The 23,114-nt window shown below is 73.0% G+C and carries 22 protein-coding genes; 11 read left to right on the forward strand and 11 right to left on the reverse strand.

Annotated features, from left to right (window positions below; translation table 11 throughout):
• Nucleotides 1-50 precede the first annotated feature (50 nt).
• Nucleotides 51-1,094: an IS110 family RNA-guided transposase gene (locus Q8W71_RS12470; RefSeq protein ID WP_305524651.1), complete on the reverse strand. Its 1,044-nt coding sequence runs from the start codon at nt 1,092-1,094 to the stop codon at nt 51-53.
• 541 nt (nt 1,095-1,635) lie between these two features.
• Here Q8W71_RS12470 and Q8W71_RS12475 point away from each other — a divergent pair.
• Nucleotides 1,636-1,887: a hypothetical protein gene (locus Q8W71_RS12475; RefSeq protein WP_305525698.1), complete on the forward strand. Its 252-nt coding sequence runs from the start codon at nt 1,636-1,638 to the stop codon at nt 1,885-1,887.
• A gap of 155 nt (nt 1,888-2,042) precedes the next feature.
• Here Q8W71_RS12475 and Q8W71_RS12480 read toward each other — a convergent pair whose 3' ends face one another.
• A complete protein-coding gene (locus Q8W71_RS12480) occupies nt 2,043-2,957 on the reverse strand; it encodes a manganese catalase family protein (protein WP_305525699.1) in 915 nt (304 codons plus the stop codon).
• A 115-nt stretch (nt 2,958-3,072) separates the two neighbouring features.
• Nucleotides 3,073-4,503, reverse strand: coding sequence for a mannose-1-phosphate guanylyltransferase/mannose-6-phosphate isomerase (locus tag Q8W71_RS12485; RefSeq protein WP_305525700.1), 1,431 nt, complete (start codon nt 4,501-4,503; stop codon nt 3,073-3,075).
• A 223-nt stretch (nt 4,504-4,726) separates the two neighbouring features.
• On the opposite strand from Q8W71_RS12485, the gene selA reads away from it, so the two are divergent.
• From selA to Q8W71_RS12500, 3 genes are all read left to right on the forward strand, one after another.
• A complete protein-coding gene (gene selA / locus Q8W71_RS12490; protein ID WP_305525701.1) occupies nt 4,727-6,154 on the forward strand; it encodes an L-seryl-tRNA(Sec) selenium transferase in 1,428 nt (475 codons plus the stop codon).
• 175 nt (nt 6,155-6,329) lie between these two features.
• Entirely contained in the window at nt 6,330-6,800 is a 471-nt protein-coding gene (locus Q8W71_RS12495) for a MarR family winged helix-turn-helix transcriptional regulator (RefSeq protein WP_305525702.1), read from the forward strand.
• A 282-nt stretch (nt 6,801-7,082) separates the two neighbouring features.
• The gene (locus Q8W71_RS12500; RefSeq protein WP_305525703.1) at nt 7,083-8,975 is read left to right on the forward strand and encodes an autotransporter domain-containing protein; all 1,893 of its coding nucleotides are present in this window, start codon (nt 7,083-7,085) and stop codon (nt 8,973-8,975) included.
• A gap of 45 nt (nt 8,976-9,020) precedes the next feature.
• Here the strand turns inward: Q8W71_RS12500 and Q8W71_RS12505 are convergent, their stop codons facing one another.
• A complete protein-coding gene (locus Q8W71_RS12505; protein ID WP_305525704.1) occupies nt 9,021-10,394 on the reverse strand; it encodes a pentapeptide repeat-containing protein in 1,374 nt (457 codons plus the stop codon).
• Between the two features lie 41 nt (nt 10,395-10,435).
• Nucleotides 10,436-12,742 (reverse strand): FdhF/YdeP family oxidoreductase, encoded by a 2,307-nt coding sequence (locus Q8W71_RS12510; RefSeq protein ID WP_305525705.1) that lies wholly within the window; start codon nt 12,740-12,742, stop codon nt 10,436-10,438.
• Nucleotides 12,743-12,962: 220 nt separating this feature from the next.
• Between Q8W71_RS12510 and Q8W71_RS12515 the strand changes: the two genes are divergently transcribed.
• Nucleotides 12,963-13,136, forward strand: a complete 174-nt coding sequence (locus tag Q8W71_RS12515) for a metallothionein (RefSeq protein ID WP_305525706.1) — start codon at nt 12,963-12,965, stop codon at nt 13,134-13,136.
• Between the two features lie 10 nt (nt 13,137-13,146).
• Here the strand turns inward: Q8W71_RS12515 and Q8W71_RS12520 are convergent, their stop codons facing one another.
• Nucleotides 13,147-14,619 carry a hypothetical protein gene (locus Q8W71_RS12520; protein WP_305525707.1) on the reverse strand — a complete coding sequence of 491 codons (1,473 nt, stop codon included), beginning with the start codon at nt 14,617-14,619 and terminating at the stop codon, nt 13,147-13,149.
• Nucleotides 14,620-14,795: 176 nt separating this feature from the next.
• Here Q8W71_RS12520 and Q8W71_RS12525 point away from each other — a divergent pair, with 176 nt between their 5' ends.
• Together Q8W71_RS12525 and Q8W71_RS12530 are read left to right on the forward strand one after the other, a co-directional pair.
• Nucleotides 14,796-15,854, forward strand: a complete 1,059-nt coding sequence (locus tag Q8W71_RS12525; RefSeq protein WP_305525708.1) for a glycosyltransferase family 2 protein — start codon at nt 14,796-14,798, stop codon at nt 15,852-15,854.
• A complete protein-coding gene (locus tag Q8W71_RS12530) occupies nt 15,787-16,515 on the forward strand; it encodes a class I SAM-dependent methyltransferase (RefSeq protein WP_305525709.1) in 729 nt (242 codons plus the stop codon). The genes Q8W71_RS12525 and Q8W71_RS12530 overlap by 68 nt, the downstream gene beginning before the upstream one ends.
• A 3-nt stretch (nt 16,516-16,518) precedes the next feature.
• On the opposite strand, the gene Q8W71_RS12535 is transcribed toward Q8W71_RS12530, so the two are convergent.
• Together Q8W71_RS12535 and Q8W71_RS12540 are read right to left on the reverse strand one after the other, a co-directional pair.
• On the reverse strand, nt 16,519-16,806 hold the full coding sequence (locus Q8W71_RS12535) for an MTH1187 family thiamine-binding protein (protein ID WP_305525710.1): 288 nt from the start codon (nt 16,804-16,806) through the stop codon (nt 16,519-16,521).
• A gap of 105 nt (nt 16,807-16,911) precedes the next feature.
• Nucleotides 16,912-17,358, reverse strand: coding sequence for a DMT family transporter (locus Q8W71_RS12540; RefSeq protein ID WP_305525711.1), 447 nt, complete (start codon nt 17,356-17,358; stop codon nt 16,912-16,914).
• Nucleotides 17,359-17,475: 117 nt separating this feature from the next.
• Here Q8W71_RS12540 and Q8W71_RS12545 point away from each other — a divergent pair, with 117 nt between their 5' ends.
• Entirely contained in the window at nt 17,476-18,450 is a 975-nt protein-coding gene (locus Q8W71_RS12545; RefSeq protein WP_305525712.1) for a LysR family transcriptional regulator, read from the forward strand.
• On the opposite strand, the gene Q8W71_RS12550 is transcribed toward Q8W71_RS12545, so the two are convergent.
• On the reverse strand, nt 18,410-18,667 hold the full coding sequence (locus Q8W71_RS12550) for a hypothetical protein (protein WP_370875402.1): 258 nt from the start codon (nt 18,665-18,667) through the stop codon (nt 18,410-18,412). The genes Q8W71_RS12545 and Q8W71_RS12550 overlap by 41 nt on opposite strands.
• A 457-nt stretch (nt 18,668-19,124) precedes the next feature.
• Here Q8W71_RS12550 and Q8W71_RS12555 point away from each other — a divergent pair, with 457 nt between their 5' ends.
• A complete protein-coding gene (locus Q8W71_RS12555) occupies nt 19,125-19,361 on the forward strand; it encodes a DUF6894 family protein (protein WP_305525714.1) in 237 nt (78 codons plus the stop codon).
• Nucleotides 19,362-19,478: 117 nt separating this feature from the next.
• Complete coding sequence (locus tag Q8W71_RS12560; protein ID WP_305525715.1) at nt 19,479-20,516, forward strand: hypothetical protein; 1,038 nt, start codon at nt 19,479-19,481, stop codon at nt 20,514-20,516.
• 15 nt (nt 20,517-20,531) lie between these two features.
• Here the strand turns inward: Q8W71_RS12560 and tgt are convergent, their stop codons facing one another.
• Both tgt and queA read right to left on the reverse strand, forming a co-directional pair.
• On the reverse strand, nt 20,532-21,665 hold the full coding sequence (gene tgt, locus Q8W71_RS12565; RefSeq protein WP_305525716.1) for a tRNA guanosine(34) transglycosylase Tgt: 1,134 nt from the start codon (nt 21,663-21,665) through the stop codon (nt 20,532-20,534).
• Nucleotides 21,662-22,771, reverse strand: a complete 1,110-nt coding sequence (gene queA, locus Q8W71_RS12570; RefSeq protein ID WP_305525717.1) for a tRNA preQ1(34) S-adenosylmethionine ribosyltransferase-isomerase QueA — start codon at nt 22,769-22,771, stop codon at nt 21,662-21,664. Before queA ends, tgt begins: the two co-directional genes overlap by 4 nt.
• Before the next feature lie 94 nt (nt 22,772-22,865).
• Here queA and Q8W71_RS12575 point away from each other — a divergent pair, with 94 nt between their 5' ends.
• Nucleotides 22,866-23,114 carry a hypothetical protein gene (locus Q8W71_RS12575; RefSeq protein ID WP_305525718.1) on the forward strand — a complete coding sequence of 83 codons (249 nt, stop codon included), beginning with the start codon at nt 22,866-22,868 and terminating at the stop codon, nt 23,112-23,114.

The following is a 23,114-nucleotide window of genomic DNA, read 5'->3' on the forward strand; positions in this document are numbered from 1 at the left end:
CCCGCGCCGTCATCGCGAGCCGCAGGCGAAGCGATCTACCGTGTCTCGGGTCAAGCGGGTTTGAAGGGCTTTCCGGCTCGGATCATCGCGTTGAGGACGGTGACGAGCTTCCGCAGGACGGCGATGAGGGCGAGCTTGTGGGGTTTGCCGTCGGCGCGCAGGCGGTCGTAGACGGCCGTGAAGGTGGGGTTGTGGCGGCTTGCGGTCAGCGCTGCCATGAACAGCACGTCGCGCAGGGGCTTGCGGCCGCCGGCGATGGCGGCGGCGCGCAGGGCCGAGCCGCTGTGGCGGGTGATGGGGGCGACGCCCACGAGGGCGGCGACGGTGCGGCGGTTGAGGGTGCCGATCTCGGGCAGCCAGGCGAGGACGGCCTGACAGGCGCGCGGGCCGACGCCCTTGCACGAGCGCAGCAGGGCGGCCTTGCGGGCGAGGTCGGCGTCGGCGGCGATGGCGGCGTCGAGGGCTTGGGTCATCGCGGCGATCTGCGCCTCGATCACGGCGAGGCAGGCCGCGATCGAGGCGCGCACGGCCGGGCTCTCGGCGCGCTCGGCCCGGCAGCGCTCGGCGTGGCGCTGGTCCTTGAGCTGGGTGAGGCGGGCCATCAGCTCGGCCAGGGCGCGCTGGGCCGGGCTGGGCGGGGGCACGGCGGCCTCGTCTGCGGTGAAGGCGGCCAGCCCCGCCAGGACGGCGGCGTCGATCCGGTCGGTCTTGGCCAGCCGGCCCGTGGCGCGGGCGAACGCGCGGGCGCGGTTGGGGTGGAGGCGGCGGATCGGCAGACCGAGGCTCTGGGCGGCGGCCAGCAGCGGGCGCTCGTAGCCGCCGGTGGGCTCGTAGGCGAGGGCGGCGCAGGCGGCGGGCGCCCAGGGGCCGGCGAACGCCGCCGCCAGGGCCTCGGGGGTGTTGGCGGTGCGCAGGCTGCGGCCGGTGGTGTCGGCGAGATCGACCCAGGCCTTGGACACGTCGGCGCCGACGAAGCGGGCCGCAGGCGAGGGAGCGGGGGACGGAGCAGGCGGCGTGGGGAAGGGCGTGGGGAAGGGCGTGGCGGGGGACGTTCCGGCGCGGGACGTTGCGCTGGGCTGGACGGAGGCTACCATGGCGAGACCTTTCGCGAGAGAGGCGAGGTCCTCTGGCACCGGATCGTAGGCTCGGGCTGCTCCCGCTCTACCGTTCGTGCTCAAGACCGCGGAGGGACGGCCGGCGGATCCAGATTGCTTGCGACCTCGCGGTCCACCCAGGAGCGATCTCGCCGGCCGCCCTCCATCATCGGTCCGACCGGTCAACCGGCAAACCGATGGAGATGACGTACGACCCAGGGCAGCGCGCGGTTTGAGACGGTGGCGCCCCTGGGTTGCTTCGCTCCGCTCGCAAAGACGGCGAGAGTCGATCCCGAACTCTTCAGCCGGACGTCGTATGAGGCCTGAAAATACCAAACCTTTACACGGAGAGGGTCGGGAGTTCGTGTCCCTCAAGGCCCTCCGGGTATCACTCCGGCTGCTCCGATCGCCGCGGCGACGCGTCCGCTGATCATTCCCCACGCCACCGGAATCGGCGTAGGAGGAGCGCGGGCGCAGGCGCGTCGCGAGCCCGCCGCTGGCGATGATCCGGGTCGGCGGTCCGGCGGATATCGAGGACGCGATGGCGATGAAGACGAGCTACGTGGTGCAGCCGTTCGAGCTGCACCGGAAGCGGTTGCGGCCGGCCCGTCAGGAGGCGGCGCAGAGCGAGTCCGGCGCGCTCAAGAAGGCCGAGAATCTGGCCAAGCGCATGCCCGGGGCCGCAGCGCTGAAGGTCGTGGCCGACGATGAGACGGGCGAGCTGGAGGGCGTGACCATCCTGGGCCGATGGGGCGAGATCCCGGACGATTTCGCCGACAGCTTGCAGGGCTGAGCGCCCGCGGCCACGCCGGGACGATGAAGCGCCCGCCGCGGCGAGCCGGGCGGGCGGAAGGTCGTCGGTGAGGTCCGGCGGAACCGTCGCACGGTAGGGCGACGGACCGTCAACCGAACCCGGGATGCGCCGGATCGGGTGGTTCCGCCCGCAGACTACCGGCTCTTCTGGTAGAGCTTGCTGGCGATCTCGAAGATCTCCTGCGGTGCGTAGTCGGGCGCGAAGGCACCGTAATTGCCGTCGAGTTCGGGGATCTTGCCACCCTCGGGCGGCCCATCCACGATCTCTAGGTTGCCCGGCGGATCGCCCGGCAGCGCCACCTCGTCGTTCGACCACACGCCGGCCATCTCCGGGTAGTCCGGCGAGCCGAAGGTGTAGAGCCGCCGGTGCGAGCCCTCCTGGAGGTATTTCTGGCACTCGGGGATCTTGTCGAGGACGATGTTGGGTGTCGGCAGCATCTTCTCGATCTCGACGCCGGTGATCTTCTTGAGCGCCAGCGCGTAGGCGTGGGCGTGGACCGAGCCGCGCACGAGGAGGTAGCCGCAGACCTCGCGGCCGGTCGGGTCCTTCAGCGTCTCGTAGACGCGCAGCTTGTGGATGCGGGCGCCGCACTCCAGGTGGAAGTTGTGCAGCAGATCGATGACCAGGTTGCCCGTGGTCGTCACCATGTCGGCGTTCCACGACTGCGCGTTGGAGTTCACCGGCGTGGCGCCGCCGCCGTTCGACAGGAAGGCGCCGGCGAGCCGCACGTCCTGCATGTCGTGGAACGGCGCCTTCGACACGTCGACGTTCTCGGTGTCGTCGCCGGGTCCGTTGTTCAGCATCGCCACGCCGGTGGACACCAGCTCGACATGTCCGAGCTCTTCCATGAAGATGCTCGACACCAGGCTGTAGAATGGCCTCAACTTCGATTTGTTGCGGAAGTTGAAGCTCTGGAACATGTAGTTCCCGAGGGTCGACATCTCCCCGTACTTGCCGCCGAGCAGTTCCTGGAGGGCGGCGGCGGCGTTGGGGTCGGGCTTCTTCGGCTGGGGCAGTTCGGCCTGAAGGCGGTCGAGCCTCATGAACATGGCAGGCGTCTCCGTCTGCGCTGGATGCGCAACGGGCTATCCCGCCGGAGCGCGAGCATGTTCCCGGCCGCGCGTGCCGCGATTGTCGCAGCACGCGCGGCCGGCTCCGGGTCGCCTACCGCCCGTAGATGTCCTCGACGCGGATGATGTCGTCCTCGCCGGTATAGGAGCCGACCTGGACCTCGATCAGCTCCAGAGGGATCTTGCCGGGGTTGGTCAGGCGGTGCATCGAACCGATCGGCAGGTAGATCGCCTCGTTCTCGTGCACGAGCACCACGCGCTCGTCGACCGTCACCTCGGCGGTGCCGCGCACCACCACCCAGTGCTCGGCCCGGTGATAGTGCTTCTGCAGGGACAGGCGCCCGCCCGGCACCACCTGGATCCGCTTGACCTGGAAGCGCTCGCCGATGTCGATGCGCTGGTACCAGCCCCAGGGGCGGTACATCCGCAGGTGCGCATCCGCCTCCGGCTCGCCGCTCGCCCGCAGGCTGTTGACCAGTTCCTTGACCTGGCCGGAGCGCGCCTTGGAGGCGACCAGCACCGCGTCGGGGGTCGAGACCACCACCACGTCTTCAAGGCCGACCACCGCCGTCAGCCCCTCGCCGTGGCTGTGGACGAGGCTGTTCGAGGTCTCGATCAGGGCGACGCGCCCGCGCACGGCGTTGCCGGCGCCGTCGTGCTCCAGCGCCTGCCAGACCGCGTCCCAGGTGCCGACATCCGACCACGCGAACGACACCGGCAGCACGCCCGCCCGCTCGGTCCGCTCCATCACCGCGTAGTCGATCGAGATCTTGGGCGCCTGCGCGAAGGCCTCGGCGTCCAGGCGGATGAAGTCGAGGTCGCGCGCCGCCGCGTCGTGGGCGGCGCGGGCCGCGGCGAGCACATCCGGCGCGTAGGCTTCCAGTTCGCCGAGCATCACGTCCGCCCGGAACAGGAAGTAGCCCGAGTTCCACAGGGCGCCCTCGGCGATCAGCGACTCGGCCCCGGGCCGATCCGGCTTCTCGACGAAGCGCGCGACGCGGCAGGCGCCCGCGGCGTCGGGGATCGCCTCGCCGCGGCGGATGTAGCCGTAATCGGTGGCCGGCCGGGTCGGCTCGATGCCGAGCGTCATGGTGAACCCCGCCCGGGCGCCCGCGGCCGCGGCGGCGACCGCGCCCACGAACGCCTTGGCGTCCGGCACAACGTGGTCGGCGGCCATGATCAGCACCACCGCCTGCGGGTCGATCGCGGCGGCGTGCACGGCCGCCACCGCCACCGCGGCGGCGGAGTCGCGGCCCTGCGGCTCGAGCAGCAGGTCGGCGGCAACGCCCGTCTGCGCACACTGCTCGGCGACGATGAACCGGGCCTCCGCCGAGGCGATCACCGTCGGCTTGGCGAACACGGACGCGTCGGACACGCGGGCGAGGCTCGCCTGGAAGGTCGAGTGCGTTGCGTCGACGAGGCGGGCGAACTGCTTGGGCATGCTCTCGCGCGAGGCCGGCCACAGCCGCGTCCCGGTCCCCCCGCACAGGATGACGGGATGGATCGCGGTGGAGGCTTCGGACATGGGCGGCGTCTCCCGTATGGGGTGAGCGGCGGGATGGGCGGCAGGTCCGTCCGCGCGGCGGGCCGCGGGGGACCAGACGCCGGCCGCGCCGTCCCCGCAAGCCGGGGCGAGAACGGACCCCGCCGATTTCGTGCGTCGGGATTAACCGCGGACGGGCGCGGCGACAATGCCGCGGGCCGCGGCGGGCTGGCGCCGCGGCGGGTATCCTTTATCTCCTGATCGGATGACCCGTCCGGCCTGCGCTCCCGTCAGTCCACCGACCGCGTCCGATCCGCGCCGGATCCCGGCCGTGGAGCGCCTGCTCGCCCGTCCCGAGGCGGCCGCTCTCGCGGCGGCCCACGGGCGCACGGCGCTGACCGAGGCGGTCCGCGCGGTCCTCTCCGGCCTGCGCGCCGGCACGGCGCCGATCCCGGACGAGGCGGGCATCCTGCGGCAGGCCGCCGACCGGATCGCCGCCTGGCACCGGCCGTCGCTGCGCCCGGTGTTCAACCTCACCGGCACGGTGCTGCACACCAACCTCGGCCGGGCCCCGCTGCCGGAGGCGGCGGCCGACGCCGTCCGGGCGGTGATGCTGGGGGCGAGCAACCTGGAATTCGACCTCGCCACCGGCGCCCGCGGCGAGCGCGACGACCATGTCGAGGCGCTGATCTGCCGGCTGACCGGGGCGGAGGCGGCGGTGGTCGTCAACAACAACGCCGCGGCGGTGCTGCTGGTGCTGAACGCGCTCGCCATGCGCCGGGAGGTGGTGGTCTCGCGCGGCGAGCTCGTCGAGATCGGCGGCTCGTTCCGGGTGCCGGACGTGATGGCCCGGGCCGGCTGCCGACTGCGCGAGGTCGGCACCACCAACCGCACGCATCTCAAGGATTACGCGGAGGCGATCGGACCGCGCACCGGCCTCGTGATGAAGGTGCATCCGAGCAACTACGCCATCTCCGGTTTCACCGCCCAGCCCGATCCCGCCGCGCTGCACGGGCTCTGCCGCGAGCGCGCCGTGCCGCTCGCCGAGGACCTCGGCAGCGGCAGCCTGATCGACCTCGCCGCCTACGGCCTGCCGCCGGAGCCGACCGTGCGTGCCGCCCTCGACCGGGCCGACATCGTGACCTTCAGCGGCGACAAGCTGCTCGGCGCCGTCCAGTGCGGGATCGTCGCCGGCCGGAAGGACCTCGTGGCCCGGGTCCGCAAGAACCCGCTGAAGCGGGCGCTGCGGGTCGACAAGATGACCTACGCCGCGCTGGAGGCGTGCCTGCGGCTCTATCTCCACCCCGAGCGTCTGCGGGAGGCCCTGCCGACCCTGCGGCTGCTCACGCGCGAGCGGGCGGAGATCGCCGCGCAGGCGCGCCGCCTCGCCCCCGCCGTCGCGGCGCATCTGGCCGGCCGCGCCTCCGTCGCGGTCGCCGACTGCACCAGCCAGATCGGGTCGGGCGCGCTGCCCGTCGAGACCCTGCCGAGCGCCGCTCTGGTCCTGACGCCGGAGCCGGCGGGCGGCGGCCCGCGCGGCGCCGGCGGACGCTGCCGACGGCTGGCCGAGGCGCTGCGGGGCCTGCCGGTGCCGGTGATCGGCCGGATCAGCGACGATGCGGTGGTGCTCGACCTGCGCACGCTGGAGGACGAGGCCGGGTTGCTCGACAGCCTCGGCACCCTCGGAATCTGATCCGCGGACGCGCGCCGCTGCGACCCCGACGATGCCGCGTTGCGAGATTCCCGTGGTCAGCGCGGATCGGCCTCGATTCGCAGCATCTTACGCGTGACCCCGGCGTGCTATGCTAAGGGACTTCGACGGGGTGCGCGGCACCGCGGGGCGCACGGGACCGCAACGGGCAGACGACATGGTGCAGACGGCGAACACGGTCGAGGCGGAGCGGGTGTCGGAATCCCTGCGCCTCGACAACCAGCTTTGCTACGCGCTCTACGCCGCCGCGCACCGGATGACCAAATCCTACCGCCCCCTGCTGGAGCGGCTGGGGCTGACCTACCCGCAATACCTCGTGCTGCTGGTGCTGTGGGAGCAGGACGGGGTGACCGTCTCCGAGATCGGGCGACGCCTGCGCCTCGATTCCGGGACGCTGACGCCGGTGCTGAAGCGCCTGGAGAGCGCCGGCTTCCTGATCCGCACGCGCCGCCAGTCCGACGAGCGCGAGGTCGAGATCGCCCTGACACCCCGCGGCGCCGACCTGCGGGGCGAGGCGGCGGCGGTGCGCGAGAGCGTGATGTGCCAGCTCGAACTCAGCGAGCCCGAGATCCGCGCCATGCGCCGCGACCTCGGGCGGCTGATCGACCGTCTGAGCGCCGACGACTGATTTTCTTTGGACCGCGCCGTCGGGATCCCTCACGCGCGCGCCCTGCATCCCGCGCGGCGGTCGCGGCGCGGCAAGCCCCGGGGGGACGTGCAAGTCCAGCGTGCAGAGCGCCGATATAGCCTTCCGGTCGTTGCAGATCGGACGCTGGCGCGGCGGCCACAGTCGAGAACTTTCATCGCCCCGCGATAGAGCAGAGGAAGTCGCGCCGCCCGCCTCGCATTGACAAAGCTTGGCCGCTCCAAAGAAGTACGGAGCGTGGCCATGACCGGCCCGGGGGCTCGCATGATAACGAGATCGAAACGCCCGCGCTCCGGCGGGATCGCTCTCCTGTGCCTCACCGCGGCCGCCGCCGCGGCCTCGTCGGGAGCCGCGGCCCAGGGCGTGTCCAGCATGACCGTGTTCGGCGACAGCTACGCCGATACCGGCAACGTTGTCCGGCTCACCGGGCAGCCGTTGCCGTTCCCCTACGTCAACGGCCGGTTCTCGAACGGTGCGAACTTCATCGACGGGCTCCAGGCGATCTACGTCCTGCCGCCCGCGGCGGTCGCGAACTACGCGGTCGGCGGCGCCCAGACCGGCGCCACCAACGTCGATCCCGGACTGCCCGGCCTGTCCCAGGAGGTGGCGGCGTTCCAGGCGAGCGGACGGCGGTTCGGTCCGGGGGACCTCGTCGTCATCAACATCGGGGGCAACGACGGCATCCGTCCGACGATCGGCGGTCTGACGGCGGCGCAGGCCCCGCTGCTGGGGCAGAGCAGCGCGGTCAACGCCGTGGCCAACGTCGCGCAGCTCATCGGCGCCGGTGCCCGCACCATCGCCTTCAACGGCTTCACGGCCCTGAGCACCCTGCCGGCGGTCGCCGCCTCCGGGAACGGCGCGGCCGGAGACGTGTTCGCGCGGACCTACTTTAACGGGTTGCAGGCCGGGCTCGCGCCCTACGCCTATGCCGGAACGCGCATCTTCCTGCTCGACTCGGCCGTGCTCCAGCAGCGCATCGCCGCCAACCCGGGCCTGTACGGCTTCGTGAACGTGACGACCCCCTGCGCGCTGGTGCCGTCATGCATCGGCGCGCCGCGGGCGGTCCAGAACACCTACCTGTCCTACGATGGCGTCCACCTGACCGAGGGCGGCTACCTCTACCTCGCCCGCTACATCGCCAATGCGCTTGCGGCGCCGAACGGCATCGCGGCGCAGGCGGAACTCGGGCAGATCGGCACGACGAGCTTCGCGGCGTCCCTGCTGCAACGCCTCGACGCCATGCGGCACTTCGCGCCCGGCCCGTTGGGCGCACCCGCCGCGATCGGCGCCTCGGGCGTGGCCCCCCTCGGTGCGGCGGCGAGCCCGGTCATCGTCTGGTCCCAGGGCAGCTACGCCGGCGGACGCAGCGCCACGCGGGGTTACGCCACCGGCTACGAGTACGACAGCCCCGGCGGGACCCTCGGCATCGAGGCGACGCCGCAGCCCGGCATCCGGTTCGGCTTGGCCTTCAACTACGTCAACCCGCACGCCACGCTTAAAGGCGGCGCGGGCTACGTCGACGTCGACAGCTACCAGTTCGCGGCCTACGGCTCGTATACCGGGACCAACCTGTTCGCCGACGGTGCCCTGGTCTACGGCCGCCACGCCTACGCGATGGACCGGCCGGGCGTCGTCGATCGCATCACCGCCACCACGGGCGGCGACGCCGTCGTCCTGTCGGGCAAGGCGGGCTACCTGTTCGACGCGTGGAACGGCTGGCGCTTCGGCCCGATCGCGGGCCTCACCTACGCCACCACGCACGTCGCCGGCTACACCGAGCGCGGCGATGCCGTCCTCACGCAGGCCGTCCGGGACACCGGCTTCGACTCGCTCATCGGCCGCGCGGGCGCCCAGATCCGCTCCGCCCCCCTCGCCGTCGGCGGCGCCGCGGTCACCGGCTTCGTGAACCTGACGGCGGAGCGGCAGTTCTTCGACGGCGCCCGCACCCTCGTGACCTCGCTGACGACGACCCCGCTCCTGCCGATCCTGACGCCGCTCGGCCGGGCGAGCCGCGCCGCCTACGGGCAGTTCGAAGCCGGCCTCCGGGCCGATGTCTCGTCGCTGCTCACCGCCACCCTGACCGGCGGGACGACCTTCTCCCGGACCGGCGGGGACGCCTTCCTGGTCAGCGGGGGACTGACGCTGCGCTTCTGGTAGCGGAGCCGCCCGATCGGCCCCCCACCGTGCTCGGCACCGGCCGGGTCACCGCCGCAGGCGGTTTCCGAGCACGAAGCCGAACAGGCCCATCAGGATGATGCCGACCGCGCCCTGGATGCCGACGAGCAGGTTCGTCACCCGTCCCGTCGGCTTCAGGCCGATCTCGGGCGGGTTGGCGGTCATCATGTTGAGGGCGCTGTAGCTCAGGAGGTCCATCGGGTTGTGCGTCGGCCCGGCCTCCGCCCCCTCCAGGATGATCATGCCGCTGGTGAGCCCGTAGAGCACGGCGAACACTCCGATCAGCACGAAGAAGGCGCGGGCGATGCGCGACAGGCTCTCGCCGTAGTCGCACAGCCACTCGACGAAGCGGTCGGCGCACCAGCGGTAGCCGTGCCGCACCACGCCGCGCCCGTCGCGGGCGGCGAGCGCGGCCCGGGCCAGCGCGCCGGCGTGGAAGCGGCCCATCCGCCGGCCGCGCTTGTAGGCCCAGCTCGCCGCGTCGTGGCTGCCGATGCTCTTCCAGTTCTGTTCCAGGGCGAGGTAGCTCGCCTGCGCGGCCTCGAAGGCGCCGTCCACCTCCTCGCCGACCGCGCCGCCGAGCTGGTCGACCTGCATCCGCGTGCCGTTGAGCCACGCCCCCGAGAACCGGGCGTGCCGCAGCCGGCAGGTGGCGAGGTTGAGCCGCACGAGGTTGGCGTCCGACAGATCCGCGCCGGAGAAGTCCGCCCCGTCGAGCTTCGCCCCGGTGAAGGTGGCCCCGCGCAGCCGCGAGCCGGCCAGGCTGGCCTTCGCCAGGCTGGCGCCCTCGAAGTCGGCGTGGGTCAGGTTGGCGTCGGCGAGCCGCGCCTCGTCGAGACGGGCGCCGCGGAACACCGTGTCGTCGGCGTCCGCTCCGGTGAAGTTGGCGCCCCAGAGATCAGCGTTTCGGAAGCTCGCCCCGTCGAGCAGCGCCCGCGACAGGTCGGCGAAGCGCATCGCCGCGTCGGTGAAGCGGGCGTCCTCCAGCATCGCCTCGGACAGGCGCACCTGCCCGGCGACGACCCCGGTGAAGTCGGCGCCCGACAGGTCGGCCTCGGTGAGGTCGGCCTCCTCCAGGATCGCCCCGGCGAAGCGGGTGGAGCGGCCGTTGATGCCCGAAAGGCTCGCCCGGCGCAGGTTCGCGCCCGTGAGGTCCGCCTCCTCCAGCCGGGCGCGGGCGAGGTCCGCGCCGGCCAGCGCGAGGCCGCCGCTCTCGGTGTCCCGCCAGGGCGCGGAGTCTTGCGCCGTGCCGTGCGCCGCCAGGGCCTCGCGGCCGAGCGGCAGCCGCGCGAGGTCGGCCCCCGGCGCCCGCACGGGCACGCCCGCCGCGATCCCGTCGAGGAGATCGCGCAGGCGCAGGTCCGCGCCCGGGCGCCCGGTCTGAGGTGTCGCCTGATCCATCCCCGATCCATGCCGGAGCTGGGCGCTGCGCGCCAGCGGCATCAGGCGGCGGTCACCCGCACCGCGATCGCCTTGGCCGCCGGGGTCTTGGACTGGGCGTCGTAGTGCCAGAGCGGGATCAGCACGTTCATCTCCGGGTAGTAGCCGGCGCAGTTGCCCTCCGGGATGTCGTAGGCCACCACCCGCAGGCCCCCGAGCCGGCGCTCCACCCCGTCGTCGGTCTCCGCCGCCACCGCGACCTGCACGCCGTCGGCGAGCCCGAGCCGGGCGATGTCGGCCCGGTTCATGAACAGCACGTCGCGGGTGCCGCGCACGCCGCGGAAGCGGTCGTGGTAGCCGTAGACCGTGGTGTTGAACTGATCGTTCGAGCGCAGGGTGATCAGGTCGAGCACGTCCGCGCCGCGCGTCATGTCCGGGTCGGCCTCAAGGCCGCCGGGGACGGCGAAGTTCGCCCGGCCGGTCTCGGTCTCCCAGCGCCGCTCGCGGGCGGCCAGAGGTTTGGTGAGGCCGCCGGGCTCGAACATCCGGTCGTTCAGGCCGTGGAACACGTCCGGGTAGGTCGCCTCGATCGCCGCGCGCACCCGGCCGTAATCGGCCACCCAGCCGTCCCAGTCGACGCGCGGGTTCGGCGGTAGCGCCGCCTTGGCGATCCCGGCGACGATCCACGGCTCGGAGCGCACGTGCGGTCCGACCGGTTCGGCCACTCCGCGCGAGCCGTGGAAGCGGGCCGTGGAATCCTCCATCGACACGGCCTGCGGCCCGCCCGCCTGCTGGTCGATCTCCAGCCGGCCGAGGCACGGCAGGATGTAGGCGACCGCGCCGTTGACGAGGTGCGAGCGGTTCAGCTTGGTCGAGACCTGCACCGTCAGCCGCTGGCGCCGCCACGCCGGTTCCATCACCCCTGTATCCGGCACCGCCCGCAGGAAGTTGCCGCCGAGCCCGATGAAGGCGCGGACGCTGCCGTCGAGCACCCCCTCGCAGGTCTCCACGGTGTTGACGCCCTTCTCCCGCGGCGGCTCGAACCCATAGAGCTCCTTCAGCCGGTCGAGGGGCACGAGCTCGGGTTTCTCGGAGATGCCGACCGTGCGCTGGCCCTGGACGTTGGAATGGCCGCGCACCGGGCAGATGCCGGCGCCGCGCTTGCCGATGTTGCCGCGCAGGAGCAGCAGGTTGACCAGCATCCGCACCGTCTCGGTGCCCCTTCGGTGCTGGGTCAGGCCCATGCCGTAGATCCCGATCACCGCCCCGGCCCGGGCGTAGACCGCCGCCGCCCCCTCGATGGCGTTGCGGGAGAGACCCGAGCGGCGCTCCACCGCCGCCCAGTCCTGCCCGTCGCAGAAGCGCACGAAGTCGTCGAAGCCGTGGGTGTGCTCGGCGATGAAGGCGTGGTCGAGCACGCCCGCGCGCCCAAGCACCCGGGCGTCCCGGTCGGCGGCGATCAGCGCCTTGCACAGGCCGGTGATCGCCGCGAGGTCGCCGCCCGCCTTGACCTGATGGTACTGCGTCGAGATCCGCGTGGCGGATTGCGCCAGCATCTCCACCGGCGATTGCGGGTTGGTGAAGCGCTCCAGCCCGCGCTCGCGTAAGGGATTGAAGGTCAGGATCGGCACGCCCCGGCGCCGGGCCTCCTGGAGCGGGTGCAGCATCCGCGGCGCGTTCGAGCCGACGTTCTGGCCGAAGAACAGGATCAGGTCGGTGCTCTCGAAATCCTCCAGGAGCACCGTGCCGACCGGCGCGCCGATCGACTGCGGCAGCGCCACCGAGGTCGGCTCGTGGCACATGTTGGAGGAGTCGGGCAGGTTGTTGTTGCCGTAGAGACGCGCGAGCAGCCCGTACATGTAGCTGGTTTCCAGCGACGCCCGGCCTGAGGCGTAGAACACGACCGATTTCGGTTCGAGCCCGCGCAGCTCGCGGCCGATCTCCGCGAACGCCTCCTCCCAGGAGACCGGGCGGTAGCGGTCGGTGTCGGGATCGTAGCGCATCGGGTGGGTCAGGCGGCCCTGCTCCTCCAGGGCGTAGTCGCTCCAGCCCAGCAGCTCCGTGACGGTGTGCTGCGCGAAGAAGTCGGGCGTCGCCCGCCGCCGGGTCTGCTCCCAGGCGGTCGCCTTGGCGCCGTTCTCGCAGTACTCGAACGCCAGCGGCTTGGCCGGCTTCGCCCAGGCGCAGGACACGCACATGTAGCCGTCGGGCTTGTTCTGCTTCAGCAGCATCGCCGCGCCGGTGGCCGGCACGCCCTCGCGGGTCAGGATCTCGGCGAGCGAGCGGGCCGAACCCCAGCCGCCGGCCGGGCCGTCGTAGGGCTCGATCCGGACGTCGCGGGTCTGCGCCTCCACGGTCGGGTCGGTCACGTGCGCCTCCATTCCGGCGCGGGACGGAAGCCGCCGGTTCGAGACGGCAACGCGTCAGCGGTGCGAAACGATCGGTGGCGCGACGCCGCGGACGCCGAACCGCCGTGGCGGGCCGTCCAGGGCGTGGGAACGCAGTCTTGAAGGAGTCGCGGATTGCGGCGCTCCGGCACTCGGCGCTACTGTCCGGCCAGCGGATGTCCCGCGCAGCAAGGAGTTCGAGATGGCGAGCGTCGATGTCGAGATGGTGAAGTGCGCCTGCACGGACTGCGTCTGCGTCGTCCCGGTGGCGAAGGCGGTGACGCGCGAGGGCAAGGCCTATTGCTGCGACGAGTGCGCCAGCGGCCACGCCGACCACGCCGGCTGCGACCACGCCGGCTGCACCTGCCACGGCTGATCGGGCGGGCTCAGTTCTCCGCGCGGGGCCCGGTGACGGTGCGCCGCGCGAACACGCTGGCGACCGGATCGGCGTAGATCGCCGACCACGCCGCGGCGCCTCCGAGGTGGCGTGCCTCGGGCGAACCGGTCCGCACCAGCGCCCAGGTGACGCCGCGGGCGTCGAGGAGGGCGAGGAAGGGCTCATCCTCCGCCGCGTCGGCCGCCGCGTGCACCGCGCGGGTGAAGCCGCCGAGGAAGATCTGATCGCTGCGGCCGTCGATGAAGGTCCGCACGCCGCGGGCGATCAGGAAGCCGCCGAAATCGTAGGCGTTGTAGACTCGACCCGCGGTCACGCCCGCCGCCTCGGCCGCCCGAAGCGCGGCGTCCGGGGCGTTGCGCGGGTCCGGCACCGGGTGCTGCCGCAGGGCGAACAGGGCGACGAGGGCGGCGATGAGCACCGTCGCCGCGCGGGCGGACGCCGCGACCGCCGCGGCGGGGTCGGCCCGGAGCCCGGGCGCGAGCCTCAAGACCGGCGTCGCGGCGGCGATCGGCGCGACCAGGGCGAACAGTTCCAGGAAGCGCCCGTGCCGCAAGGTCATCGCGGCGAGCAGCGCGACGAGCGCGATGCGGAATACGTTCTCCCGTGGGCGGGCCGCGAGGACGGCGAGCGTCCCGCCCATCAGGATCATCGCCAGGACGCCGAGCGCGTCGGGATCGAGGGGCTGCCACTCGACGATGTAGGGCAGGGGCTCGCCGCTGCCGAACAGGGTCAGCGTCACCAGCATCGATCGCGGCCCGTAGGGGGTCGCGCAGGCCGCCGCGAGCGAGAGGGCGAGGAAGCCGAGCCAGCGCAGGGCGAGCCCGCGCCTTTGATGGGTCGCACCCCGCCACACCGCGTCGAGGGCGACGAGCCCGGCCAGCGCGAAACCGATCGTGAAGCCGGCGTGCAGGTTCGCCCAGAGCAGCATCACCAGGGCCAGACGCGGGCGCGGCGCCCGACCCGCCTCGGCGGCTTCGATCAGACCGCGCGCCCACAGGACGATCAGCGGCAGCGCCAGCACGTGCGGCCGGGCCAGCAGGTGCGGCGCGCAGAGCAGCACCGCGGTCAGCGTCAAGGCCAGCGCCACACTCGCGCGCAGCCGCCGGGCGAGGAAGCCGTGCAGCAGCGCGAAGGCCGCGGCGGCCGCCAGCGCGGCGAGCAAAGCCACCCCGGCCCAGCCGAAGAGTCCGTAGACGCCCGCGAGCAGCACCTGCGCCAGCCACTCCTTGGCGATCCACGGCGCGCCCGCGAAGGTGTGCGAGTAGGTGTCGGTCCAGGGCAGGGCGCGGGCGGCGGCGATGTCGCGGCCGATCGCGACGTGCCAGAGCGTGTCGGGGTCGCCGAGCAGCCTGTCGGGCACAAGCGCCAGCAGCGCGAAGATCCCGAGGAAGACCGCCCCGGTGGCGCTCGGCAGGGCCGGCACGCCCGCGCGGGCGAGGGGCGGGTTGTGCGACACGGCCACGTTCGGTCTCCCGCTCCCGCCCGGGCGGGCTCACGGCGAGGCTCTACCGGTGCACCGGTGCCGTGAAGATCGGCTTAAAGATCCGCTTCGCGGAGGGCCGGCAGGCCCGGGCATAAGCCCGTCTTTACCATCGCGCGCTATCCGGAGACGGTCGAAGCCGGCGAGCCGCAGGGGCCATGACGACCGACCGCGCCGCGCCCGTCCTGATCTCCCTCGTCGTCCCCGTGCTGAACGAGGAGGCGTCGATCGCCCCGTTCCTGGCCCGGGCCGAGCCGGCGCTGGCCGAAGCCTGCCGCCTGCTGGGGCCGGGGGCCCGCTCGGAGATCGTGTTCGTCGACGACGGCAGCACCGACGCGACCCCCGCCGTGCTGCTGGCCGCCCGGATGCGCGGGCGGGGGATCGAGATCGTCACGCTGTCGCGCAATTTCGGCAAGGAGGCGGCGCTCGCCGCCGGCCTGCGCCACGCGGCCGGCCGGGCGGTGATCCCGATCGACATCGATCTCCAGGACCCGCCGGAGATCATCCCCGAGATGGTCGCCCGCTGGATGGCGGGCGCGCAGGTCGTCAACGGCGTGCGCCGCAGCCGGGCGAGCGATGGGCTCGCCAAGAAGCTCACGGCGGGCGCGTTCTACCGTATCTACAACCGCCTCGCCGACCGGCCGATGCCCTCGGACGTGGGCGATTTCCGGCTGCTCGACCGGGCGGTGGTGGAGGTGGTCAACGGGCTCGCCGAGCGCGCACGGTTCTCGAAGGGCCTGATCTCCTGGCTCGGCTTCACCCAGGATTCCGTGCCGTTCGTGCGCGAGCCGCGCGGGCGGGGCACGACCAAGTGGCGCTGGTGGGGCCTGTGGAACCTCGCGCTCGACGGCATCACCGCCTCCAGCACCGCCCCCTTGCGGATCTGGACCTATCTCGGGCTCGCCATCGCCGGCCTCGCCTTCCTCTACGGCGCCCTCCTCGTCGGGCTGACGCTCGTCTCCGGCACGCCGACGCCGGGCTACCCCTCGCTGATGACCGCCGTGCTGTTCTTCGGCGGGCTCAACCTGCTGAGCCTCGGGGTCATGGGCGAGTATGTCGGCCGCATCGCCTCCGAGGTCCGCGGCCGGCCCCTCTACGTGGTGCGCGGCGCGACCACTGCGCTGCCACCATCCTCCACCGAGGCACACGATGGACCCGACGGCCTACGCCCGCATGGCCTCGAACGAGGCGACGCACTGGTGGTTCGCAGGGCGTAGGGCGATCCTCGGCACGCTGATCGGGCGGCTGCTCGCCGGCCGGCCCGCGCCGCGCATCCTCGAAGTGGGCTGCGGCAGCGGCGGCAATCTCGGGCTGCTCGCCCGGTTCGGCCGCCTGGACGCCGTCGAGCACGATGCGCAGGCCCGCGCGCTGGCCCGCGCCCGCTCCGGGCTCGACATCCGCCCGGCCACCCTGCCGGGGGACCTGCCGGTCACCGATTCGGCCTACGACCTCGTCGCGCTGCTGGACGTGCTGGAGCACGTGGAGCAGGACCGCGCGGCGCTCGAAGCCATCGGCCGCAAGCTCGGGCCGGACGGGCGGCTCCTCGTGACCGTGCCGGCGATGCCGTGGCTGTGGTCGGCCCACGACGTCGCCCATCACCATCACCGCCGCTACACGCGCGCGAGCCTCGCGGCGGCGCTCCGGGCGGCGGGGCTGGAGGTCGAGCGGATCGGCTACTTCAACGCCCTGCTGTTCCCGCTGGCGGTGGCCGGCCGCCTCGCCAAGCGGCTCACCGGCGACCGGCGAGCGGACGACGCGCTGCCGCCGCGGCCGGTGAACGCGCTGCTGCGCGCCGTGTTCGCGGCCGAGCGCCACCTGATCGGCCGCCTGCGCCTGCCGGCCGGCCTGTCGGTCTACGCGGTGGCGCGCCGCGCGTGAGCGTCAGGACACCGCCGCGAGCTTGTCGGCCATCGACTGGTCCTTGTCGCGGCGGCTGGAGAAGATCAGCGTGAAGAAGGTGCGCTCCACGCCCATCTCGGCCAGCCGCGCCTCGCAGCGCTCGGCGAGCGCGCAGATCTCGGACAACTCGCCCTCGATGTTGGTGCCGTTCGGGTGCATCGTGGCGGTGAGCCCGCTCGCCTCGATGATCCCCTTGATCGCCCGCACGTAGGGCGAGACCGAGGGGCCGACGCCCATCGGCACGATGCACAGGTCGGCGGAGACTTTCATGGCTCTGTTCCGGCTCGATGCCCGACCCGCGGCGCGGCTGCCGCCCCGGCGCGTGAAGACGTGACGGTCAGATAGGGCGATCGAGAGCGAAGGGGACGTGCCCGCCTACCGGCGGATCAGCACGACGCCCGCGATCAGCAGCGCGACCCCGGCGAGGCGGGGCAGGTCGACCGCCCGCTGCGCCAGCCCGAGCAGGCCGAAATGGTCGGCGGTGACCGACGCGATCATCTGCCCGGCGATCAGCAGGCCGACGAAGGTCGCCGCGCCGAGCTTCGGCACCAGCACGATGGCGAGGCCGATGTAGAGCGCGCCGAACAGACCGCCGCTCCACGCCCACCAAGGCACGCGCGCCATCACGCCCGCGGCGGGCACGGGGTCGCGCAGGGCCGCGACGAGCAGCGCCATGCACGCGAGGCCGACGGCGTAGCTCGCGAAGCCCGACCACGCCGTGGAGTTCAGAGCGGTGCGCAGGTTCGCGTTCAACACCTGCTGCACGACGATGCCGACGCCGGCCAGCGCCGCGAGCAGGGAGAAGATCAGGGTCTCGATCATCGGATTCGCCCCGCGCGGCGCCGGGGCAACACCGGCCGTCACCGCGCAGATCCTTGACAACCACCGTTCGCGCATGCCGTCAAATGCCGGTTCACCCCGTATCCATGCAGGCTAGGCATGATGGATCTCGCGCAGCTCGACCTGTTCCGGGCGGTGCTACGCCATGGCGGTATGACCCGGGCCGCGGCCGCGCTCGGCATCGGCCAGCCGCACGTGAGCCGGGCGATCGCGCGGCTGGAGGCCGAATTGGGCTTCCCGCTGTTCGTGCGCGGCCACGGCAGCGCCCTGCCCACGGCGGAGGGGGAGGCGTTCGCCCGGGAGGTCGCGCGCAGCTACGCCGGGCTCGATCAGTTGCGGCGGGCGGCCCAGGAGATACGCGACCTCGGCACCGGACCGCTGCGGGTGGCCTGCCAGCCTTCGCTGGCGGCGCGGCTGGTGCCGCGCGCCGTCCGGCTGCTGAGCGAGGCGCATCCCGGCGCGCGGGTCGCGATCCACGTGCCGAGCCCGGACACGATCTGGGCCTGGGTGGCATCGGGCCAGTGCGATCTCGGCCTCGCCCGGCCGCGATCCGGTCATGCCGGCGTCGCGAGCGTGCCGTTCCTGCGCGTGGACGCCGTCTGCGCGCTGCACCGCCGGCATCCGCTGGCCGTCAAGCGGGCGATCACGGTCCACGATCTCGCGGAGGAACCGCTGATCGCCGGTGCCCCCGGCGACTTCCAGGCCGCCGTCGAGGCGGCGTTCGCAAGCGCCGGCCTCGCGCCGCGCTTCCCGTTCACGGCGCAGTACACCGCGGCGCGCTGCGGCCTCGCGGCGGAGGGTCTCGGGGTCGCGATTGTCGATCCGGTCCCGGCGCGGGATCTCGCCCATCTCCCGGTGGTGCTACGGCCGCTCCGTCCTCGGCTCGCCATCGAGACCGTGCTGCTCCAGCCCGCTGGACGGCCGCCGGGGATCTTGGCCCAGCGCTTCGTGGACCTGCTGCTGGCCGAGCGGGATGCTCTGGCGGGTCCGGATACGGGGCCCGGCGAGGCCGAGGCGTCCCGAACCGGACCGGCTACTTCCGGGCCGCCATCAGGTCGTGGGTCAGGACCGTGAGCTTGCCGATCAGGCCGGTGATGTCGGCCCCCTTGCACGACCATTGCGTGCCGACCGCCTCGCCGTCCGCGGAGACGGAGACGACGGCCACGGAGCGCAACTTGCCCTCGCGCGCCAGGGCGAGCTGGTCCTGCAGCACCTCGATCACCGAGGCGACGTTCTCGTCCGCGACCGTCGGTGCGAGGCGGGGCGGAAACGCCACGATCGCCGCATCCATCGTCCGCTCGTTCTTGACCACGTCGTTACCTCGCACGCCTGTCCAGACCTGCCGACAGAGGTGGGACCGGTATTGGGGCGCAGTATGGCAGCTTATCCGTGCCCGACCGGGTTCCCGGCTCGTGTGGCGGCCGGGCAACACGCTTCCGGTGCGTCCCGGGATCGCCGGTTGTCGAGCGAGACCGGGCAGAGGCTTCGCTGCGCGATCGGAGCCCGCTGCCATCACGGAACTCGGCTTATCGAAGACGCAGCGCTTCGCCTCACAGTTGTATCGCCGCTTTCGCCATCATTCCGCACACCGTCCGCGCTCTATCTCCGACGGGCCGCCGGAAACGTTCAGACTGAATGCATCTCTGTATTGAGGGAGCGACGCGGCGTCGCCGTTGAACCAGCACCCCGGGCAGCGTATACGGTCCGAAAGACGATCTTCTCGCGCGATTTTTAACCTATGTGCTCCAATGCCCAGGTACTTTTTTCACGTCCACGATGGCCGCAGCGCGTTGGATTCCGACGGGACTGAGTTACCGGACCGGGAATCCGCGTGCGTCGAGGCGATCCGCCTGGCCGGATCCCTGCTCAGGGACGATGCGGCGCATCTCGCGCTCGGCGAAGCTTGGCGCCTGGAGGTTGCGGACGAGCGCGGGACCGGGCTCTACCGGGTGGACATCCAGGCCAGCGCCATCGATGGTCCGTGAACGGCGCGGCCGCCGGGCCGTCCAGTCCCGGCGGTGACCGTCCCCGGAAGCGATGCCACACCCGACCATCCTGGCGCCGGTCGCGCGCACCCGGCCCGCATTGCCGAGCGAGACGGCGTGAGGGTCGGATCCGGCCCGGACGCCGATGAATCCTGGCGCCGCTTCGCCCGCGATCTCCTGGCCGTAGCTGCGCTGACCGGCCTCGCCGTCCTCGCCCTCGTCACCGCCCTCGATCCCTACGGCCTGCGCGCCGCGACCGGCCGGCCTGCCGGGCCGATCGTCGACGCGAACCAGCGTCTCGCCTACCCGCAGATCGCCCGCGGCGGCCCGTTCGATGCGGCCGTGTTCGGCACCTCGACGGCGCGGCTCCTCGATCCCGCGATCCTCGACGCCGCCTTCGGCGACCGCTTCGCCAACCTCGCGGTCAACGCCGCGACCCCGGACGAGCAGGCGCGGCTCGCCGCCCTGTTCCTCGCCCGCCGGCCGGTCCGGGCCGTCCTGTTCGCCCTGGACGCGACGTGGTGCGCCGCCGACCCGCCCGCCCGCACCGCCAACGCCTTCCCCGACTGGCTCTACGAGCCGGGCACGCCCTGGGGCACGCTGCGCCAGTGGAGCCTGCGGACGGCGACGGCGGCCGCGCGGGCGGCGGCCTTGCACCTCGGCTTCGGCCACCCGCGCATCCGGGCCGACGGCTACGCGGTGTTCACCCCGCCCGAGGCGGCCTACGATCCCGCGCGCGCCCGGGCCCGTATCCGCGCCGGGGCATCCGATCCGGCGGCACCCGCGGACCCGCCGGAAGCGCCGATGCCCGCCCTCGGCCGGCTCGACGACCTCTTGAGGCAGGCGCCCCCCGGCGCCCTGCGGATGGTCGCGTTCATGCCGGTCCACGCGGCGGCGCAGGGCGCGTCCGGCACGCCGGCCGGGGCGCGCGAGGCGGCGTGCAAGGCCCAGGTCGCGGCCATCGCCGCGCGGCGGGGCGCCGTCGCCGTCGATTTCCGGCTTCCCTCTCCCGTCACCACCCGCGACGAGAATTACTGGGACGCCCTGCACTATAGGCTTCCGGTCGCCGCCCGGGTGGTCGCGGGCCTGCGGGCGGCGGTGGCGACCGGCGTCGACGATCCCGACGGGTTCTACCGGGTGCTCGCCCACCCGTGATCGGGGCGGCCTCTCTCAGGCCGCCGCCCGCTCGGCGCGCGCCCACCCCTCCCGCGTCCGCGCGCAGTACTCCGCGAACCGACCGTCTCGGATCGCCGCCCGGGCGCCGGCCACGAGGTCCTGATAATAGGCGAGGTTGTTCCACGTCAGCAGCATCATCCCCAGGATCTCGTTCGTCCGGACGAGGTGGTGGAGATAGGCGCGGGCGTAGTCGCGTGCGGCCGGGCAGGAGGAGGCCGCGTCGAGGGGCTCGGTGTCCTCGGCGTGGCGGGCGTTGCGCAGATTGACCCGGCCGTGTCGGGTGTAGGCGAGGCCGTGCCGGCCGGCGCGGGTCGGCATCACGCAGTCGAACATGTCGATGCCGCGGGCGACCGCGCCGAGGATGTCGTCCGGCGTGCCGACGCCCATCAGGTAGCGCGGCTTGTCCCGCGGCAGGTGCGGCTCCACCGTCTCGATCATCGCGAGCATCACCGCCTGGGGCTCGCCGACCGCGAGGCCGCCGACCGCGTAGCCCTTCAGGTCGAGGTTCACGAGTTCCCGGGCGCTCTCGACCCGCAGGTCCGGATCGGTGCCGCCCTGGACGATGCCGAACAGCGCGCGGCCGGGCTGCTCGCCGAAGGCCACCCGGCAGCGCTCGGCCCAGCGCAGGGACAGGTGCATCGCCTTCTCCACCGCCGCCCGTTCGGCCGGCAGCCGCACGCACTCGTCGAGCTGCATCTGGATGTCGGAGCCGAGCAGCCCCTGGATCTCGATGGACCGCTCGGGGCTCATGCGGTGGGCGGTGCCGTCCACGTGCGAGCGGAAGGTCACCCCGTCCTCGTCGATCTTCCGCAGCGCCGAGAGCGACATCACCTGGAAGCCGCCGGAATCGGTGAGGATCGGGCCGTCCCAGTTCATGAACCGGTGCAGGCCGCCGAGGCGAGCCATCCGTTCGGGCCCCGGCCGCAGCATCAGGTGGTAGGTGTTGCCGAGCACGATGTCGGCGCCGAGCTCGCGCACCTGCCCCGGATACATCGCCTTGACGGTCGCCGCCGTGCCGACCGGCATGAACGCCGGCGTGCGGATGGTTCCGCGCGGCGTCGCGATCTCGCCGGCGCGGGCGGTGCCGTCCTGCGCGTGCAGGCTGAAGCGGAACGGGTCGGGGCTCATGCGGGATCCGCCTGCGCGGCCGGGAAGAGCAGGCTCGCGTCGCCGTAGGAGTAGAACCGGTAGCCGGCGCGGATCGCGTGGGCGTAGGCCGCCCGCATCGTGTCGAGGCCGGCGAAGGCCGAGACCAGCATGAACAGGGTCGAGCGGGGCAGGTGGAAGTTCGTGACCAGCGCGTCGACGGCGCGGAAGCGGTAGCCCGGGGTGATGAAGATCTCGGTCGGGCCGGAGAAGGCGGCGAGCCGGCCGTCCGCGCCGGCCGCGCTCTCCAGCAGCCGCAGGGCGGTGGTGCCGACGGCGACGATCCGGCCGCCGGCCGCGCGCACCGCGTTGAGCGCCGCGGCCGTCCCCGCGTCGAGAAGGCCGATCTCGGCGTGCATCCGGTGGGCGTCGGTGTCCTCGGCCTTCACCGGCAGGAAGGTGCCGGCGCCGACATGGAGCGTGACGTGGTGGCGGGCGAGCCCGGCCGCGTCGATCGCGGCGAGCAGGTCGTCGGAGAAGTGCAGGCCGGCGGTGGGGGCGGCGACCGCGCCGGGCTCGCGCGCGTAGACGGTCTGGTAGTCGCCCGCATCCGCGGCGTCGGCGGCGCGCTTACCGGCGATGTAGGGGGGCAGCGGCAGGGTCCCGAGCGCGGCGACCCGCTCGTCGAGGACGGGCCCGGCGAGATCGAAGCGCAGGCTCACTTCGCCGGCCTCGCCCTTGTCCGCGACGGTCGCGTCGAGATGGCCGAGATCGCAGGCGACCCCGTCGCCCGGCTCGCCGAAGACCAAGCGATCGCCGGGGGCGAGGCGCTTGGCCGGCCGCGCGAAGGCGCGCCAGCGGTCGGGGGCCTCGCGCAGGTGCAGCAGCGCCTCGACGCGCACGCCCGGATCGTCCGGCGATGCGCCCGGGCGATGCCGGCGGCCGAACAGGCGGGCGGGGATCACCCGGGTGTCGTTGAAGACGAGGGCGTCGCCGGGGCGCAACAGGGTCGGCAAGTCGCGCACGGCCCGGTCCGCGAGCCCATCGTCGGGGCGCACCACCAGCATCCGTGCGGCGTCGCGCGGGCGGGCCGGGCGCAGGGCGATGCTGGCCTCCGGCAGGTCGAAATCGAACAGGTCCACGCGCATCCCGCGCTGCCTGCACCGAACGGGGGGCGGTTTCAACCGCGGAACCGGCCCCGGGCGCGGCCGTTCTCGCCGCAGCCGAGAAGGAACGCCTCCGATGCCGTGGTACGCCGTCCGCCCCCGCGATCCCGCCGACCCGCGCTGGCCGCTGCCGGGCACGGCCGAGATCGTGCTCAAGGCGGACGACGCGGATCAGGCGCGGGACAAGTTCGAGGCGGCCTATCCGAGCGCGCCGTTCGGCAGCCCGGCCGTCCCGGTCCCGGGCGCGGGGCCCGCGAGCTTCCAGGGCGACGCCGAGGCGCTGGTCGTGGCCGAGACCGGCGAGCCGCCGGCGGATCGGGCGTGA

This window comes from Methylobacterium amylolyticum, assembly GCF_030700245.1.
Lineage (GTDB): Bacteria > Pseudomonadota > Alphaproteobacteria > Rhizobiales > Beijerinckiaceae > Methylobacterium.